We start from the raw sequence: 15,760 nt of genomic DNA, 5'->3' as shown, positions 1-15,760 counted from the left end.
ATTTCCAGCGAATCGAGGAAGGATATTCTCCGCCACATCCTTGAGCCGGAGAAAAGAGAACCAAATTTCCCCGCCAGGTGCCTAAGCTTTACCCCTTTGATTTCAGGCTGGGACACCATGGCCGAGACCCACTTTGCACCCACCCCGCTGCGACGGCCCGACTACAAGCTCAGCGACAGCCTGTGGGCGACCGGCGGCGCGATCTTCCTCACCGGCACCCAGGCGCTGGTGCGGCTCATGCTCATGCAGCGCCAGCGCGATGCGGCGGCGGGGCTGAACAGCCAGGGCTTCATCAGCGGCTACCGCGGCTCGCCGCTGGGCATGGTGGACCTCGCCGTGTGGAAAGCCGGAAGCAAGTTCGAGGCGGCAGGCATCCGCTTCCTGCCTGCCATCAACGAAGAGCTTGCCGCCACCGCCGTGCTCGGCACGCAGCGGGTGGAAGCCGACCCCGAGCGCACCTGCGAGGGCGTGTTCGCGCTCTGGTATGGCAAGGGCCCGGGCGTGGACCGCGCCGGCGATGCGCTCAAGCACGGCAATGCCTACGGCGCCTCACCCCACGGCGGCGTGCTGATGGTGGCGGGCGACGACCACGGCTGCGTGTCGTCCTCGATGCCGCACCAGAGCGACCAGGCCTTCCAGGCCTGGCACGCGCCCATCGTGTCGCCCGCCAACGTGGCCGAGTACCTGGAGTTCGGCCTGTACGGCTGGCAGCTGTCGCGCTTCTCGGGCAACTGGGTCGGCTTCACCGCCCTGTCCGAGGTGGTGGAAAGCGCCTCCACCGTGGACCTGGACCTGGTGAACGCGCGCGTGGCCGCCTGGCAGGACGCGGCCACCGTGATGCAGGCCACCGGCTACGCGCCGCCGGCCGGCGGCCTCCACTACCGCTGGCCCGACCTGCCATCGCTGGTGATCGAGCAGCGGCTGCATGCCAAGCTGGATGCGGTGCGCGCCTTCGCCCGCGTCAACAGCATCGACCGCCACATCGTCGAGAGCGCGCATGCCACCGTGGGCATCGTGACCGCCGGCAAGGCGCACTACGACTTCATGGAGGTGCTGCGCCGCCTGGACATCTCGCCCGAGACACTGGCGGCGCACGGCGTGCGCATCTACAAGCTGGGCCTGACCTACCCCCTCGAGCCGACGCGCATGCAGGAGTTCGCGCGCGGTCTCGAGGAAGTGCTGGTGATCGAGGAAAAGGGGGCGGTCGTCGAAGACCAGCTGCGCACCATGTTCTACAACCAGCCGGTGCGCCCGGCCATCGTCGGCAAGCAGGATGCGCAGGGCCGCCCGCTGGTGTCGGCGCTGGGCGAGCTGCGCCCCTCGCGCCTGATCGAGCTGGTGGCCCAGTGGCTGGCGGCGCACTACCCCGACCTGGACCGGCGCCACCTGGTGCGCGACTTCACCCTGCCCGAACTGCTGGCCAACGACAGCGACAGTGTCAAGCGCCTGCCCTACTTCTGCGCGGGCTGCCCGCACAACACCTCGACCCGGGTGCCGGAAGGCTCGCACGCGCAAGCCGGTATCGGCTGCCACTTCATGGCCAGCTGGATGAACCGCGAGACCGAAGGCCTGATCCAGATGGGCGGCGAAGGCGTGGACTGGGTCTCGCACGCCATGTTCACCAAGGTGCCGCATGTGTTCCAGAATCTGGGCGACGGCACCTACTACCACTCGGGCTATCTGGCGATCCGCCAGGCGGTCGCCGCCCGCTCGACCATCACCTACAAGATCCTGTTCAACGACGCGGTGGCCATGACCGGCGGCCAGCCGGTGGACGGCATCATCAGCGTGGACGGGATCGCGCGCCAGGTGGAAGCCGAAGGCGTGAAGCAGGTCGTGGTGCTGTCGGACGCCATCGCCAAGTACGACGCGATCAGGAACCGCTTCCCCGCCGGCACCGAGTTCCACGACCGCGATGCGCTGGACGAAGTGCAGCGGCGCCTGCGCGAAGTGCCGGGCGTGACGGTGCTGATCTACGAACAGACCTGCGCCGCCGAGAAGCGCCGCCGGCGCAAGAAGGGCGAGCTGGTCGACCCGGCGCGACGCGTGTTCATCAACGAACGCGTATGCGAGGGCTGCGGCGACTGCTCGGTGCAAAGCAATTGCGTGGCGGTGCTGCCGGCCGAGACGCCGCTGGGCCGCAAGCGCAAGATCGACCAGTCCAGCTGCAACAAGGACTACTCCTGCGTCAAGGGCTTCTGCCCCAGCTTCGTCGGCGTGGTCGGCGGCAAGTTGCGCAAGAAGGCCGGCGCGCTCGCCGGCGGCGCCGAAGACTTCACCCGCCGCGTCGATGCCCTGCCCCTGCCCGCCCCCCACACCTGGACCGCGCCCTACGACCTGCTGGTCACCGGTGTCGGCGGCACCGGCGTGGTGACCGTGGGCGCGCTCATCTCGATGGCCGCCCACCTGGAAGGCAAGAGCGCCAGCGTGCTGGACTTCATGGGCTTCGCGCAGAAGGGCGGCTCGGTCCTGAGCTTCGTGCGGCTGGCCGACCTGCCCTCGCGCCTGAACCAGGTGCGCATCGACACGCAGCAGGCCGACGCCATCCTGGCCTGCGACCTGGTGGTGGGCGCCTCGCCCGAGGCGCTGGCCACGGTGCGCCATGGCCGGACGCAGATCCTGGCGAACGTGCACGAGGTCCCGGTGGCGGAAAGCCTGCGCAATCCCGATGCCAGCCTGAAGGTGCCGCAGCTGCTGGAAAAGCTCGACTTCGCCGCGGGGCACGAGTTCGTCGAGACGCTGGATGCACAGGCTCTGGCCGAAGCCTTCCTCGGCGACTCGATCGTCTCCAACATCCTGTGCCTGGGCTATGCGTGGCAGCGCGGCCTGGTGCCGGTGAGCCTGCCGGCGCTGCTGCGGGCCATCGAACTCAATGGTGTTGCGGTGGACAACAACAAGCTGGCCCTCTCGCTCGGCCGCCTGGCGGCGGCCGATCCCGCAGCCATCCAGGCCCTGCTGGCCGACGACGAGCAGGTGGCGGTGCATCCCGAGCCGGTGCGCGAGAGCTTCGAGGCGCTGGTCGCGCGCGGCGTCGCCCACCTGACCGGCTACCAGGGCGCGGCCTACGCCAAGTCCTATTCCGAGTTCGTGCGGCGCGTGGTGGAACGCGAACGGGTCCTGGGCGCCGATGCGTCGCTGCCGCTGTCGCAGGCGGTCGCCCGCAGCCTGCTCAAGCTGATGGCCTACAAGGACGAATACGAAGTGGCGCGGCTCTACACCGACGGCGAGTTCCGGCGCGCGCTGCAGCACCAGTTCGAGGGCGAGCTGCGGCTGGAGTTCTACATGGCGCCGCCGGTGCTGAGCCGCTCGCGCCATGGGCAGGCGCCGCGCAAACTGCGCCTGGGCCCGTGGATGATGCCGGCGATGAAGCTGCTGGCATGGGGCAAGCGCCTGCGCGGCACGCCGCTGGACCTGTTCGGCCGCACGCAGGAGCGCCGCATGGAGCGCCAGCTGATCGCCAACTACCGCGACCGCATCGAGGCGCTGCTGCCGGCGCTCGACGCCTCGCGCCTCAAGGCCGCGACCGAGATTGCCGCGCTGCCGCTGGCCATGCGCGGCTTCGGCCACGTCAAGCTGGCCAACGTGGCGCTGGCACAGGTCCGTGAAGCGGAGCTGCTGTACCGCTTCGATCCGGCGACCTATCCGCGGCCCGAGCGCACGCCCCAGGCCGGGCAGATCCGCGGCATCCGCGTCACCGCGTCGGCATGAGCGCGTCGGGATTGAGCTGGCCGAACGCGCCGGGGCACGCAGCGCAGGCACGGCGCTGAAGCTCGCCTGGGCACATTGATTGCCGGGTGGCTGATGCGCCAAACGGCAGTACCGTTTGGCCCAGGTACGCTAAGGAGCTGCGATGAGGGCATTCACTTCCTCCATGGTGGCCGCCGCGCTGGCGGCCGGCGGTTTCGTTTTTGCTCAGACCTCGAGCACGGCCCCCGGCACGGCACCGGGCGCCATGCCCTGCGACCCGCAGATGGCCGGCAGCGCCAGCACGCCGGGCAGCAGCGGTGCGATGGGCGGCTCGGACCCGGGCGTAGCCGGCGCGTCGGGTTCGAGCGTCGCCACCGCGCCGGCGGGCACGACGGCTGGCAGCAGCACGATGTCGGGACCGACCACCCCGGGCAGCGTGGCCATGGGCGCGCCGTCGACGGGCTCGACCGCCATGGGCGCGAGCGGTGCCTCCGGCGGCAGCGCCCCTGGCGGCTCGACCCTGGACAGCGCCACGGCGGCGGCGCGAGGGGCGCAGGCCGGGGCGACGGGCAGCATGCCGGGCGCGACGCCGGGTTGCCGCTGAATGCGAACAAGAGGCCGCTGGCGTGCTAGCGCCGCAGTGCCCTCACCCTGACCCTCGCCCAAGGGGGATGGAACAAGACCTCAAGCGACCTCCGGGTGCAGTTGCTCGTAAGCCTGTGCCAGCCCCGGATCGCGCCGCCGGACCTCGGCGTGGTTGACCCGGCCGGTGCGGGTCATGTAGCTGTAGGCGAACTCGATCGGGGACATCGTCCTCAGGTTCTCGTCCATGCGCTCGTACCAGCGCAGGCTCACGTTGGCGGCATCCCAGATCTTCTTCATGGGCGGCATGCGCAATTCCTGGAAGCGCGCCAGTGCTGACTGCACGTCGCCGCCCTGTTCCTTGAAGGCCTTGAACAGGGCCACGGAATCTTCCATCGCCAGCCGCGTCCCGGAGCCGATGGAAAAATGCGCGGTGCGCAGCGCGTCGCCGAGCAGCACCACCTTGCCGAAACTCCAGCGCTCGTTCCAGATCGCCGGGAACTGCCGCCAGTAGGAGTTGTTGGAGATGATGGGGTGGCCCTCGAGGTCCGGCGCGAACACCGTTTCGCAGTGGCGGATCGCATCCTCCGGGCTCATCCGGTCGAAGCCGGCGCGCTTCCAGGTGCCCTCCTCCACCTCCACCAGGAAGGTGCTCATCGCAGGGCTGTAGCGGTAGTGGTGGGCGCAGAACACGCCGTGCCCGGTGGCGCGGAAGGTGAGCGACAGGCTCTCGAACACCTTGCTGGTGCCCCACCAGATGAAGCGGTTGGGTCGCCAGTCGCAGCGCGTGCCGAACCTGTCCTCGTTTTGCGCACGCACCCAGGAGAAGGCACCGTTGGCACCGACGACGAGGTCGGCGTCATCGACCCGGTCCAGTGAATCGATCTCGGTCTGGAACTCGATGCGCACGCCCAGCTTCTCCACGTAGGCGTACATCAGGTTCAGCAGCTCCAGCCGGCCGAAGGCGGCGAAGCCATTGCCGGTGATGGGGATGCAGCTGTCGTTGACCTGGATGGTCAGGTGAGGCCAGCTCTCCATGTGCGGCGTCAGGTACTGGTACAGCTCTTCGTCGTCGGCCCGCAGGAACTCCAGCGCGCGGTCCGAGAACACCACGCCGAATCCCCAGGTCGCATCGCGGCGGCTGCGCTCGTAGATGGTGATGTCGTGGCCCGGGTCGTGCCGCTTCATCAGGGCCGCGAAGTAGAGTCCGGCGGGGCCGGCCCCGATGATCTTGATCTTCATGCCTTTCCTTCGCGTTCCAGCGTGGCCGCGATCTGGTCGCGCAGCTGGCGCTTGAGGATCTTGCCCACCGGGCTCAAGGGGAACTGCCCCACCACTTCCAGCCGCTCCGGCAGCTTGAAGGCGGCGATCCGGTGCGTCTTGAGGAACGCGATCAGTTCCTCGAAACCGAGTTGCGCGCCTTCCTTCAGGATCACGAAGGCGCAGGCCTTCTCGCCGAACACCGGGTCGGGCATGGCGACCAGGCTCACCGACTTCACCGCCGGGTGCATGAGGATGTAGTTCTCCACCTCCTCGCAGCTGATCTTCTCGCCGCCGCGGTTGATCAGGTCCTTGCGCCGGCCTTCGGTGTAGATGCTGCGGCCCTGCTTGCGCACGATGTCGCCCATGCGGTAGAAGCCGTCCGCGGTGAAGGCCTCGGCGTTCTTCTCCGCAGCGAGGTAGTAGCCGCGAATGGTGTAGGGCCCGCGTGTCAGCAGCTCGCCCGCTTCGCCGTCGGGCACCTCATGGCCGGCGTCGTCCACCACCTTGATTTCGTCGGCCTCGCACACCGGCCGGCCGGAGCTGTGCAGGATCAGCTCCTGCGGGTCGTCCAGCCGCGTCATGTTGATCAGGCCCTCGGCCGTGCCGTAGATCTCCTGCGGCGTGCAGCGAAAGCGCGTCATCAGGCGCTGGCGCAGTTCCGGCGCCAGCCGCGCGCCGCCGTTCTGCACCACCTTCAGCGAAGACAGGTCGAAGCGGTCCGGCTCCGGCGAGCTGAGCCAGGCCGAAATCAGCGGCACCACGGCGGCGATCACCGAAACCCGTTCCTTTTGCACCAGCGCGAAGATGTCCGCCGTGTCCGCCGAGGGCGCCAGCACCACGGTGCCGCCGTAGTAGAAGGTGCCCAGCAGGCCCGGCGACGCCAGGTTGTAGTTGTGCCCCAGCGGCAGGATCGCCATGAGCACCGTGCGCTCGTCGAAACCGGCCACCTGGCCGCACAAGCGCGCGTTGAGTACGTAGTCCTCGTGGGTGCGGGGAATCAGCTTCGACAGCGAGGTGGTGCCGCCGGACAGCAGCATGGTGGCGACATCGACGGCCTCGAATTTCGCCGTCGCCGGGGTGGCCGCGACCGTGGCCTCGTCGGTCGCAGCCAGCAGCGCGTCATGCGCGAGCTGGCCGGCATACGGCTCGCCGACCACGATCACCGACCGCAAGCCGGCAAACGCCTGCTGCATCTCCATCGCCATGGGCCGGTAGTCGAACTTGTGCGCCACATCCGGCACCACGTAGGCCACGGCGCCGGAGGCGCGGATGAAGTGGCGCACCTCGGCGTGGCGGTGAGCCCGCAGCGCGGTCACCGGGATCGCGCCGATGCGCACCAGGGCCAGGTAGTAGTGGACGAAGGCGGGGATGTTGGGCAGCTGCAGCACCACCCGGTCCAGCGGACGGATGCCCTGCTGCAGCAGCGCGGCGCCCAGGCGCGCGGAGATGCGGTCCAGCTCTGCGTAGGTCTGCCGCTCGTCGCCGGCCACCAGCGCCACCTTGTCCGGCAGGCGCGCCACGGTGCGCGCCACCATGGCCCACAGGGTCAGGCCTTCCCAATAGCCGGCTTGCCGGTAGCGCTGCGCCAGCGGCTCAGGCCAGGGGGTGAAACCATCGAGCATCGAGGGGATCTCCTTGGGCCTACTCTAGTGGTTGCTCATGGACCGGGCAACGCCCGTGATGGCAGAGCAGCACTAGAATGCCGCTGCCCATGTTCTTCTCGGTTCTGTCAATTGCGACCGGCGCGTCGCTCGGCGCCCTGCTGCGCTGGTTCCTGGCGGGACGCTTCAACCCCCTGTTCCCCGCGGTGCCGCTAGGCACCCTGGCGGCCAACCTGGCGGGCGGCTACCTGGTGGGCGTGGCCGTGGCGGTGTTCGCCGCCTCGCCCCAGCTCTCGCCGCAGGTGCGGCTGTTCGTGATCACGGGCTTTCTGGGCGGACTCACCACCTTCTCGACCTTCTCCGCCGAAGTGGTGGTGCACCTGCAGGAAGGCCGCACGGCCTGGGCGCTGGCGACGGCCTTTGCCCACATGCTGGGCTCGTTCGCGCTGACGGCGCTGGGCATCGCCACGGTGGCGTGGGCCCGGCGCGGGGGCTGAAGGTTCAGGACGGCGCCGACGACTGGCGCTGCGCGATCCGGTCCAGCAGGCGCCGCATGTTCGACAGTGAAGCGAGGTGCATGGCGACCAGGTGCAGCTCGCCGGTGCGGAACAGCGACAGCGCCACCGCATCGGGCAGCGCCATCAGCCTGGGCTCGTCCACCACCAGCAGGCCGTTCACGGTGAAGCTGCGGCCGTCCGCGAGTTCGGCCTTGGCGTCCATCTCGCGCAGCAAGCCGGCCTGCTCCAGGCGCTGGCAGAAGGCTTCGGTGCGGGCGAACTCCTGCTGGAAGCGCTGCAGGAACTCCAGCGCATTCGCCAGCAGCGGCGTGTCGCCGCCCTGCGCGTCGAACAGCGGCTCGCCCCGGTCCTGGTGCAGGCCGGTGTGGGCCTCATCGATGCACACGGCCAGCTGCTCGCCCAGGTGCGCCAGCACGAAGGGATAGCGGCGCAGGAACGCCGGCACGTACTGCCCGGCCCAGCGGCCGTCGTCTTCCACGAACAGGTTCTCCCGGCTGCGCAGCCCGAGCATGGCCACCGGCGCGATCCGCCGGCTGGCCATCCGGGTGAACACGATGGCGTACTCCTTCATGGCCTCGCCGAATTCGACGCCGGCCAGGCAGATGGAGTTGGCCTTGCGCGCGAACGCGAAGCCGCTGCCGGCGGTGACGCGCCAGCGCCGGTGCTTGTCGCGATCGAGCAGCACCGGCCGCTCGTAGTACAGGGTCTCCGGCATCGCCGACCGTCCTCCGGCCCTCAGGTCGCCGCCGCGTCGGTGCGCGCCGCGCCCGGCTGCGGCTCGACCTGCAGGGGCTGGGCCAGCACCTTGTCGATGCGCCGGCCATCGAGGTCGACCACTTCGAACCTCCAGCCGGCGCACTCGATGCGCTCGCCGGTCGCCGGCAGGTGCCCGGACGCCCACAGCAGCAAGCCCGCCAGCGTGTTGTAGCGGCCGCGCTCTTCCTCGGGCAGTTCGCGGATTTCCAGCCGCGACTTGAGCTCGGACACCGGCATCACGCCGTCGAGCAGCCAGGAACCGTCCTCGCGCAGGGTGGCCCAGGCTTCGGCCTGCACCTCGGGCTGAAGTTCGCCGGTGATGGCTTCGAGCAGGTCGTGCGGCGTCATCATGCCCTGCACCTCGCCATACTCGTCGACGACGAACACCAGCCGGCCGGACTTCGCGCGGAACTGCTCCAGCAGTTCCATGCCGGTCAGCGTTTCGGGCACGAAGATGGCCGGTAACGCCAGCGCATCCAGCGTGGCGGCGGCCGGCGGCGGGGCCAGCAGCTGCGCCACGCTCACCACCCCCACGACCTCGTCCAGAGAACCGCGACAGGCCGGATACCAGGAGTGCGCCTCGCCTCCGGCGACCTGCCGCAGCGCCGCGGACGGCGTGAGGCCCGCATCCAGCCACTGGATGTCCGAGCGCGGCACCATCATCGAGGTCAGCGGCCGGTCGTCCAGGTGGAACACGTTCTGCACCATCTGGCGCTCGTGCCGCTCGATCACGCCGGCGTCCACGCCTTCTTCCAGGCTGTGCGCGATCTCTTCCTCGGTCATGCCGCGCCCGCGGGCGTTGTCGATCTTGAGCAGCTTGAGGATCGCCTGCGTGGTCGCGGAAAGCAGCTTCACGAACGGCCCCGCAGCCTTCGCCAGCCAGGCCATGGGCCGGGCGCAGAGGCGCGACACCCTTTCGGGATAGAGCTGGCCGATGCGCTTGGGCACCAGTTCGCCGAAGATGATGGTGATGAAGGTGATGGCGGCCACCACCACGCCGGTGGCGGCGATGCCGGCAATGCGCGGGCCCACGCCGAACCCCTGCAGCCACAAGGCCAGCTGGCCGCTGAACGCGGCTTCACCCACGATGCCGTTCAGCACGCCCGTGGCGGTGATGCCCACCTGCACCGTCGAGAGGAACTGCGTCGGGTGGTCCAGCAGCTTCAGCGCCGCCTCCGCCCCGCCGTCGCCCTCTTGCGCCATGGCCAGGAGCCGCGCCTTGCGGCTGGAAGCCAGCGCCAACTCGGACATGGCAAACACGCCGTTGAGCAACGTCAGCAGCGCGATCAGCAGGACTTCCATCTAGGGGAATCGCAGCCAGGCGACCAGAACAGCGTCATCCCTGGCATCGATGTGAGAATCGGACACCATGGCACTGTACTTGATTGGTGATGTGCAGGGCTGCGACGCCCCCCTGGGCCGCCTGCTGGAAAAGATCGGGTTCTCGGCGAGCCGCGACACGATCTTCATGCTCGGCGACCTGGTGAACCGCGGCCCGCAGTCCGACCGCGTCCTGCGCCGCCTGATGGGCTATGGCGCGGCTGCACGCTGTCTGCTGGGCAACCACGACCTGAGCCTGCTGGCGGTCGCCCATGGCGATCGTGCGCCGCACGGCAACGACACCATGGATGCCGTGCTGGCCGCACCCGACCGCGAGGCGATGCTGGACTGGCTGCGGCACCAGCGCATGGCGATCCTCGAGCACGGGTTGCTGATGGTGCACGGCGGCGTGCTGCCGCAATGGGATGCGGCCCGGACCCTGGCCCTGGCCGGCGAAGTCGAGGCCCTGCTGCGCGGGCCCGGGCTGCTGGATTTCCTGCCGCGCATGTACGGCAACCTGCCGGCGCAATGGAGCGATTCGCTGGCCGGCGCCGACCGGCTGCGGGTGATCATCAACGCGCTCACACGGCTGCGCTTCTGCACGCCGGACGGGGTGATGGACCTGAAGGTGTCGGGGAAGCCGGCCGCGGCGCCGCCCGGCATGCTGCCCTGGTTCGAGGTGCCGGGCCGCAAGACCGCCGGCCAGCCCATCGCCTTCGGGCACTGGTCCACGCTCGGCTACCTGCGGCGGCCGGACATCATTTCGCTGGACACGGGCTGCGTCTGGGGCGGCTGCCTCAGCGCGCTGCGGCTCGACCCGCAGGGCGGGCACGAGTTGATCCAGGTGGCCTGCGAGCAGGCGCAAACGCCCGGGGCATGATGGCGGCCGAAATGAAAAAAACGACGCTCCTCTTCGCCTGCCTGCTTTTCGGGGTCCTGCCCCCGCTGCAGGCGGCCACGCCTGCCAGTGCCCCGGCCTCGGTCGCCGACGAGTACACCCGGGGCGAAATCCGCAAGATCGACCTGCCGGCTGGCAAGGTCACGCTCAAGCACGAGCAGATCCGCAGCCTGGGCATGGACCCGATGACCATGGCCTTCCTGATGAAGGACCCCACCGTGTTGGGCCGCTTCCAGGTGGGCGACAAGGTGCGCTTTCGCGCGATCTACCAGGGCGGCCGGTACATCGTCACCGATCTGGAGCCGGTGCGCTGAATCCAGCGCCAGCGCCTCCCGCCGGGAGAGACATTCAAGCCGGCGCGTAGCCGGCGTCTGTCAGCGCCGCCACCAACTGCTCGCGCGGGGCCTGCGACTCGACCTTGACCTGCTTGGCGCCGAGTTCGACTTCCACCTTGGCCTGCGGATCCACGCCTTGCACCGCCTCGGTCACGGCGCGCACGCAGTGGCCGCAACTCATCGCCGGAATGTTGAACTGGATCAATCGATGCTCCTCTGGCTTCAAACACATCCAGTCTAGACCTTGCCATCATCGGAAGGTCAAGCTGCACAAGCCCCACCGGCCGGATGGGCTTGCCGGCAGGCTTGACCCTGACATCATGGGAAGCTTCAGACTCGCTGCATGAACAACGCCACCGCCACCCTGCCCGCGCAACCGGCGGGAACGATCGACTGGAGCCTGCCGGTCGAGGGCATGACCTGCGCCTCCTGCGCCGGCCGCGTCGAGCGGGCGCTGGCCAAGGTGCCGGGCGTGCGCGAGGCCAGCGTCAATCTCGCCACCGAAGTCGCCACCGTCAAGGCCGACCCCGCGCTGGACCTGCAGGCCATGCGCGCCGCCGTCGAGCAGGCCGGCTATGGCGTCGGCGGCCAGGCGCAACGGCTCGACGCGGGCGAGGCACCCGCGCCGGCCGCCCCCGCGCCCCGCGGCAAGGACTGGTGGCCGGTCGCGCTGTCGGCCCTGCTGTCGCTGCCGCTGGTGATCCCGATGTTCGGCATGCCCTTCGGCGCCGACTGGGCGCTGCCGGGTCTCTGGCAACTGGCGCTGGCCACGCCGGTGCAGTTCTGGCTGGGCGCGCGCTTCTACCGGGCCGGCTGGAAGGCGGCGCGGGCCGGCGCCGGCAACATGGACCTGCTGGTGGCGCTGGGCACCTCGGCGGGCTACGGCCTCAGCGTCTACCTGCTGTTCGCGCACCGCGGCCACGAGGGCATGCCGCACCTGTACTTCGAGGCCTCGGCCGTGGTGATCACGCTGGTGCTGCTGGGCAAGTGGCTGGAAGCACGCGCCAAGCACCAGACTACCGAGGCGATCCGCGCGCTCAACGCGCTGCGGCCCGACACCGCGCGCCTGCGCCGGGACGGCCGCGAGACCGAGGTGCCGCTGGCGCAGGTGCGCCACGGCGACGTGGTGGTGGTGCGCCCGGGCGAGCGCATGCCGGTGGACGGCCTGGTGACCGAAGGCGCCAGCCAGGTCGACGAGTCGCTGATCACCGGCGAGAGCCTGCCGGTGGCCAGGCACGAAGGCGACCGCGTCACCGGCGGCTCGGTCAATGGCGAAGGGCTGCTGGTGGTGCAGACCACGGCGGTGGGCGCCGAGACCACGCTGGCGCGCATCGTGCGCCTGGTGGAATCGGCGCAGGCGGGCAAGGCGCCGATCCAGCGCCTGGTGGACCGGGTCAGCGAGGTGTTCGTGCCGGTGGTGATCGGTGTCGCCCTGCTCACCCTGCTGGCCTGGGGCCTGCTGGGCGGCGACTGGCAGGCCGCCATCCTCAACGCGGTGGCCGTGCTGGTGATCGCCTGTCCCTGCGCGCTCGGGCTGGCGACGCCGACCGCGATCATGGCCGGCACCGGCGTGGCCGCGCGGCACGGCATCCTGATCAAGGACGCGCAGGCGCTGGAGCTGGCGCACCGGGTGCGGCGGGTGGCCTTCGACAAGACGGGCACGCTCACCGAGGGCCGGCCGCGCCTGGTCGCCGCCGAGCCGGCGCAGGGCGATCGCGCCGCGCTGCTCGCGGCCAGCGCCGCGCTGCAGGCCGGCAGCGAGCACCCGCTCGCGCGTGCCGTGGTCGAAGCCGCAGCGGCCGAAGGCATCGCCTTCGACAAGGCCACCCAGGTGCGCGCGATCGCCGGCCGCGGCGTGGCCGCCCGCGCCGGCGAGCGCGAACTGCGCCTGGGCAGCACGCGCCTGATGAACGAGCTGAAGGTGGACACGACGGCGCTGGCGGCGCGCGCGGCGCAGCTGCAGGCCGAAGGCCGCACCGTGTCGTGGGTGGCCGATGTCACGGCGCGGCCGCAGCTGCTCGGGCTGCTGGCCTTCGGCGACACCCTCAAGCCCACCGCGGCCGCCGCCATCACGGCGCTGCACGCGCAGGGCGTGCGCACGCTGCTGCTCACCGGCGACAACCCCGGCAGCGCCACCGCGGTGGCCTCGCAACTGGGGCTGGATGAATTCCGCGCCGAGGTGCTGCCCGAGGAGAAAGCGCGCATCGTGGCCGATCTGCGATTGAAGGAGCCGGTGGCCATGGTGGGCGACGGCATCAACGACGCGCCCGCACTGGCCGCCGCCGACGTCGGCATCGCCATGGCCACCGGCACCGACGTCGCCATGCATGCCGCGGGCATCACGCTGATGCGCGGCAACCCGGCACTGGTGGCCGACGCCATCGACATCTCGCGCCGCACCTACGCCAAGATCCGGCAGAACCTGTTCTGGGCCTTCGTCTACAACGTGGTGGGGATTCCGCTGGCCGCGCTCGGGCTGCTCAGCCCCGTGATCGCCGGCGCGGCCATGGCCTTCAGCAGCTTCAGCGTGGTGACCAACGCGCTGAAGCTGCGCGGCTGGAAAGGGGTCGCGCGATGAACATCGGCGAAGCGGCGCAGCGCTCGGGCGTTTCCGCCAAGATGGTGCGTCATTACGAATCGCTGGGGCTGCTGCCACGGGTGGCGCGCACCGACGCCGGCTACCGGCAGTACGGCGACAAGGAAGTGCACACCCTGCGCTTCATCCGGCGCGCCCGCGACCTGGGGTTTTCGATGTCCGAGATCGCCGAGCTGCTCAAGCTCTGGCAGAACCAGCGCCGCTCGAGCGCCAGCGTGAAGCGGATCGCCTCGGCGCATCTGGCGGCGCTGGATGCCAAGATGGCAGAGATGGCTGCGATGCGCAACGCGCTGAAGCACCTGGTGCATTGCTGCAGCGGCGACGAGCGGCCCGACTGCCCGATCCTCGACGAGCTGGCGCAGGCCTGAGGCGCCGCCCTCGCTCGCTGTCAGGGGGCCCTGGCGCAGCCGCCCGGCTTGTGCACGCGCTGCGTGGAGGCCGGGTATTTGGCGAGCTTGGCCACCGAGCGGGTGGGCCGCGCCACCAGCTCACCGCCGCAATTGGGGCACCTGCCGCCGAGGACGTCCGTGGCACAGGCCTCGCAGAAGGTGCACTCGAACGAGCAGATGCGCGCGCCGGCTTCCTGCGCCGGCAGGTCCTTGTCGCAGCATTCGCAGCTGGGCCTCATTTGCAGCATGGCGCCCTCTCCCTCGTCACAGGCCAGCGACGATGGCTTGCGCGGACTGGACCTTGGCGAACGATCCATTCAGCGCGGCCAGATAGGCCAGTTGCACCTGCGCCGCATCGACCTGCTGGCCATCGAATTGCAGCGCCCGCGTGGCACAGCCGTCCTGCGCCAGCGAACACTCGAAGCCCAGGTCGGCAGCCGCGCGCACGCTGGTGTCCACGCACATGTGGGTCATCATGCCGGCCACCACCAGCCGGGTCGCCCCGGCGCCGCGCAGGCCTTCTAGCAGCGTCGTCTCGCGGAAGCTGCTCGGGAAGTGCTTGGTGACGACGCCCTCCCCGGCCGCGGGCGCCACCGCCGCATGGATGTCGGCGCCCTTCGTGCCCGGGATGAAGAATGTGGCGCCGGCCCGCTTGGCGAGATGCTGGATATGGAACACCGGCCATCCCCGCGCGCGGAAGGCCGCCAGCAGGGTCTGCGCCTGCACGACAGCCTCCTCGGAGCCGACCAGCTCCATGGCGCCCCCGGGGAAGTAGTCGTTTTGAAGGTCAATGAGTACGAGTGCAGTGGTCATGGCACATGAAAGTACATCAACTCACGCTGTTCTTCTTTGGCAAGTCATCCTTCACCTCGAGCCAGGAAACGTGGGTTTCGTAAAACACATGGGCGGCCGGCTGCTTGTCCAGAGAATCGTCCAGCAGCGCGCGGGCAACATGCATCTCGCCGGGCCACCGGTCGGACGCGAACAGCATCGGGCTTCCGCAATTGGCGCATGAGCCTCGCTTGGCGCCCTGGCTCGATTCGTACCAGTGAAGCAAGGACTTCGGATCGTCGATCGTGACGTTTTCGGCCGGAAATCCCGCCCAGGTCACGAACGGTGCGCCGTGGGCACGCCGGCAGTACGTGCAATGGCAGTGCGCCACCCACTTGGAAGGGAGCCTCGCTTCGACTCGCACGGCGCCGCAAAGGCACGATCCGATGGTAGAGGTCGGCTTCATGCTGATCAACATCCTGTGACATCGCTTCGGTTGGAACTTGGGCGCACCGTCGTCGCACCAAATATGAGGCGGATGATCAGCCGACCATCCGCAGGGAGAGCCAGATGAATCATGCACAAAAGGCAACTTCGGCGCCAGACGCGCGCGAATCGGGCCATCCTGCACAGGAGCCGCTGGTCCTGGGCTTTCACGGCGTTCGGTACCAGGTCCAGGACGTAGCCCGGGCCGTCGAGTTCTACACCAGCCAACTCGGCTTCAAGCTCGAACGACAGCAGTTGCCGGCATTGCCAACGTGTCGATGGACGATCTTGCCTTGCTCTTGAGCGGCCCCGGTGCGTCGGGTTCGCGTCCGATGCCGGATGGCCGCCGACAGGAGCCAGGTGGATGGAATCGCGTGGTGCTGCGCGTGGCCGACCTCGAAGCCCGCATCGAGGCACTGAAAAAAGCGGGCCTTCGCTTTCGCAACGAGATGGAAACCGGCCCGGGAGGCAAGCAGATCCAGCTGGAAGATCCGGACGGCAACCCCATCGAGTTGTTCGAGCCCGTGCGTTAGAGGCGGGTCAGGATTTCCTTCGCTC

The 15,760-nt window shown here is 69.4% G+C and carries 17 protein-coding genes; 8 read left to right on the top strand and 9 right to left on the bottom strand.

Annotation, left to right across the window (positions count from 1 at the left end; translation table 11 throughout):
- The first annotated feature begins 117 nt into the window (after positions 1-117).
- Positions 118-3,708: an indolepyruvate ferredoxin oxidoreductase family protein gene (locus UC35_RS15275; protein ID WP_061501157.1), complete on the top strand. Its 3,591-nt coding sequence runs from the start codon at positions 118-120 to the stop codon at positions 3,706-3,708.
- Between the two features lie 204 nt (positions 3,709-3,912).
- Here the strand turns inward: UC35_RS15275 and UC35_RS15270 are convergent, their stop codons facing one another.
- The 3 genes from UC35_RS15270 to UC35_RS15260 form a co-directional block, all read right to left on the bottom strand.
- Positions 3,913-4,263, bottom strand: coding sequence for a hypothetical protein (locus tag UC35_RS15270; protein WP_061501155.1), 351 nt, complete (start codon positions 4,261-4,263; stop codon positions 3,913-3,915).
- A 108-nt stretch (positions 4,264-4,371) separates the two neighbouring features.
- Entirely contained in the window at positions 4,372-5,511 is a 1,140-nt protein-coding gene (locus UC35_RS15265) for an FAD-dependent monooxygenase (RefSeq protein WP_061501153.1), read from the bottom strand.
- Positions 5,508-7,154 (bottom strand): (2,3-dihydroxybenzoyl)adenylate synthase, encoded by a 1,647-nt coding sequence (locus tag UC35_RS15260; protein ID WP_061501151.1) that lies wholly within the window; start codon positions 7,152-7,154, stop codon positions 5,508-5,510. Before UC35_RS15260 ends, UC35_RS15265 begins: the two co-directional genes overlap by 4 nt.
- 89 nt (positions 7,155-7,243) lie before the next feature.
- On the opposite strand from UC35_RS15260, the gene crcB reads away from it, so the two are divergent.
- The gene (gene crcB / locus UC35_RS15255; protein ID WP_061501149.1) at positions 7,244-7,630 is read left to right on the top strand and encodes a fluoride efflux transporter CrcB; all 387 of its coding nucleotides are present in this window, start codon (positions 7,244-7,246) and stop codon (positions 7,628-7,630) included.
- 4 nt (positions 7,631-7,634) lie between these two features.
- Here crcB and UC35_RS15250 read toward each other — a convergent pair whose 3' ends face one another.
- Both UC35_RS15250 and UC35_RS15245 read right to left on the bottom strand, forming a co-directional pair.
- Positions 7,635-8,366, bottom strand: a complete 732-nt coding sequence (locus UC35_RS15250; protein WP_061501147.1) for a SapC family protein — start codon at positions 8,364-8,366, stop codon at positions 7,635-7,637.
- 20 nt (positions 8,367-8,386) lie between these two features.
- Complete coding sequence (locus UC35_RS15245) at positions 8,387-9,709, bottom strand: hemolysin family protein (RefSeq protein ID WP_061501145.1); 1,323 nt, start codon at positions 9,707-9,709, stop codon at positions 8,387-8,389.
- Between the two features lie 67 nt (positions 9,710-9,776).
- Between UC35_RS15245 and UC35_RS15240 the strand changes: the two genes are divergently transcribed.
- Together UC35_RS15240 and UC35_RS15235 are read left to right on the top strand one after the other, a co-directional pair.
- Positions 9,777-10,607 carry a symmetrical bis(5'-nucleosyl)-tetraphosphatase gene (locus UC35_RS15240; protein WP_061501143.1) on the top strand — a complete coding sequence of 277 codons (831 nt, stop codon included), beginning with the start codon at positions 9,777-9,779 and terminating at the stop codon, positions 10,605-10,607.
- Between the two features lie 11 nt (positions 10,608-10,618).
- The gene (locus tag UC35_RS15235; protein WP_082793586.1) at positions 10,619-10,939 is read left to right on the top strand and encodes a copper-binding protein; all 321 of its coding nucleotides are present in this window, start codon (positions 10,619-10,621) and stop codon (positions 10,937-10,939) included.
- 34 nt (positions 10,940-10,973) lie between these two features.
- On the opposite strand, the gene UC35_RS15230 is transcribed toward UC35_RS15235, so the two are convergent.
- Positions 10,974-11,165 carry a heavy-metal-associated domain-containing protein gene (locus tag UC35_RS15230; protein WP_145979488.1) on the bottom strand — a complete coding sequence of 64 codons (192 nt, stop codon included), beginning with the start codon at positions 11,163-11,165 and terminating at the stop codon, positions 10,974-10,976.
- Positions 11,166-11,303: 138 nt separating this feature from the next.
- Here UC35_RS15230 and UC35_RS15225 point away from each other — a divergent pair, with 138 nt between their 5' ends.
- On the top strand, positions 11,304-13,538 hold the full coding sequence (locus tag UC35_RS15225; RefSeq protein WP_061501136.1) for a heavy metal translocating P-type ATPase: 2,235 nt from the start codon (positions 11,304-11,306) through the stop codon (positions 13,536-13,538).
- Entirely contained in the window at positions 13,535-13,924 is a 390-nt protein-coding gene (cueR, locus tag UC35_RS15220) for a Cu(I)-responsive transcriptional regulator (protein ID WP_061501134.1), read from the top strand. Before UC35_RS15225 ends, cueR begins: the two co-directional genes overlap by 4 nt.
- Before the next feature lie 20 nt (positions 13,925-13,944).
- Here the strand turns inward: cueR and UC35_RS15215 are convergent, their stop codons facing one another.
- From UC35_RS15215 to UC35_RS15205, 3 genes are read right to left on the bottom strand one after another with little or no spacing between them, the layout of a single operon-like run.
- Positions 13,945-14,193, bottom strand: a complete 249-nt coding sequence (locus UC35_RS15215; protein ID WP_061501131.1) for a DUF1272 domain-containing protein — start codon at positions 14,191-14,193, stop codon at positions 13,945-13,947.
- A 16-nt stretch (positions 14,194-14,209) separates the two neighbouring features.
- Entirely contained in the window at positions 14,210-14,758 is a 549-nt protein-coding gene (locus tag UC35_RS15210) for a cysteine hydrolase family protein (RefSeq protein ID WP_061501129.1), read from the bottom strand.
- A gap of 16 nt (positions 14,759-14,774) precedes the next feature.
- Positions 14,775-15,182 (bottom strand): GFA family protein, encoded by a 408-nt coding sequence (locus UC35_RS15205; protein ID WP_061503858.1) that lies wholly within the window; start codon positions 15,180-15,182, stop codon positions 14,775-14,777.
- 104 nt (positions 15,183-15,286) lie between these two features.
- Between UC35_RS15205 and UC35_RS24500 the strand changes: the two genes are divergently transcribed.
- Together UC35_RS24500 and UC35_RS24280 are read left to right on the top strand one after the other, a co-directional pair.
- Positions 15,287-15,505, top strand: a complete 219-nt coding sequence (locus UC35_RS24500; protein ID WP_227820340.1) for a VOC family protein — start codon at positions 15,287-15,289, stop codon at positions 15,503-15,505.
- The gene (locus UC35_RS24280; RefSeq protein WP_227820339.1) at positions 15,481-15,735 is read left to right on the top strand and encodes a VOC family protein; all 255 of its coding nucleotides are present in this window, start codon (positions 15,481-15,483) and stop codon (positions 15,733-15,735) included. The genes UC35_RS24500 and UC35_RS24280 overlap by 25 nt, the downstream gene beginning before the upstream one ends.
- The last annotated feature ends 25 nt before the right edge of the window (positions 15,736-15,760 follow it).

It is taken from the genome of Ramlibacter tataouinensis, assembly GCF_001580455.1.
GTDB classification, from domain to species: domain Bacteria; phylum Pseudomonadota; class Gammaproteobacteria; order Burkholderiales; family Burkholderiaceae_C; genus Ramlibacter; species Ramlibacter tataouinensis_B.
The sequence above is the reverse complement of the archived record's forward strand: the minus strand, read 5'-3'. Positions and strand labels throughout refer to the sequence as shown.

Coding starts and splice junctions, on each gene's coding strand:
- UC35_RS15265 (WP_061501153.1), bottom strand. CDS start 5,511: ATGAAGATCAAGATCATCGGGGCCGGCCCCGCCGGACTCTACTTCGCG.
- UC35_RS15250 (WP_061501147.1), bottom strand. CDS start 8,366: ATGCCGGAGACCCTGTACTACGAGCGGCCGGTGCTGCTCGATCGCGAC.
- cueR (WP_061501134.1), top strand. CDS start 13,535: ATGAACATCGGCGAAGCGGCGCAGCGCTCGGGCGTTTCCGCCAAGATG.
- UC35_RS15225 (WP_061501136.1), top strand. CDS start 11,304: ATGAACAACGCCACCGCCACCCTGCCCGCGCAACCGGCGGGAACGATC.
- UC35_RS15235 (WP_082793586.1), top strand. CDS start 10,619: ATGAAAAAAACGACGCTCCTCTTCGCCTGCCTGCTTTTCGGGGTCCTG.
- UC35_RS15275 (WP_061501157.1), top strand. CDS start 118: ATGGCCGAGACCCACTTTGCACCCACCCCGCTGCGACGGCCCGACTAC.
- UC35_RS15260 (WP_061501151.1), bottom strand. CDS start 7,154: ATGCTCGATGGTTTCACCCCCTGGCCTGAGCCGCTGGCGCAGCGCTAC.
- UC35_RS15205 (WP_061503858.1), bottom strand. CDS start 15,182: ATGAAGCCGACCTCTACCATCGGATCGTGCCTTTGCGGCGCCGTGCGA.
- UC35_RS15210 (WP_061501129.1), bottom strand. CDS start 14,758: ATGACCACTGCACTCGTACTCATTGACCTTCAAAACGACTACTTCCCC.
- UC35_RS15240 (WP_061501143.1), top strand. CDS start 9,777: ATGGCACTGTACTTGATTGGTGATGTGCAGGGCTGCGACGCCCCCCTG.
- UC35_RS15245 (WP_061501145.1), bottom strand. CDS start 9,709: ATGGAAGTCCTGCTGATCGCGCTGCTGACGTTGCTCAACGGCGTGTTT.
- UC35_RS15270 (WP_061501155.1), bottom strand. CDS start 4,263: ATGCTGCCCGTCGCCCCGGCCTGCGCCCCTCGCGCCGCCGCCGTGGCG.
- UC35_RS24500 (WP_227820340.1), top strand. CDS start 15,287: ATGAATCATGCACAAAAGGCAACTTCGGCGCCAGACGCGCGCGAATCG.
- UC35_RS15215 (WP_061501131.1), bottom strand. CDS start 14,193: ATGCTGCAAATGAGGCCCAGCTGCGAATGCTGCGACAAGGACCTGCCG.
- UC35_RS24280 (WP_227820339.1), top strand. CDS start 15,481: ATGGACGATCTTGCCTTGCTCTTGAGCGGCCCCGGTGCGTCGGGTTCG.
- crcB (WP_061501149.1), top strand. CDS start 7,244: ATGTTCTTCTCGGTTCTGTCAATTGCGACCGGCGCGTCGCTCGGCGCC.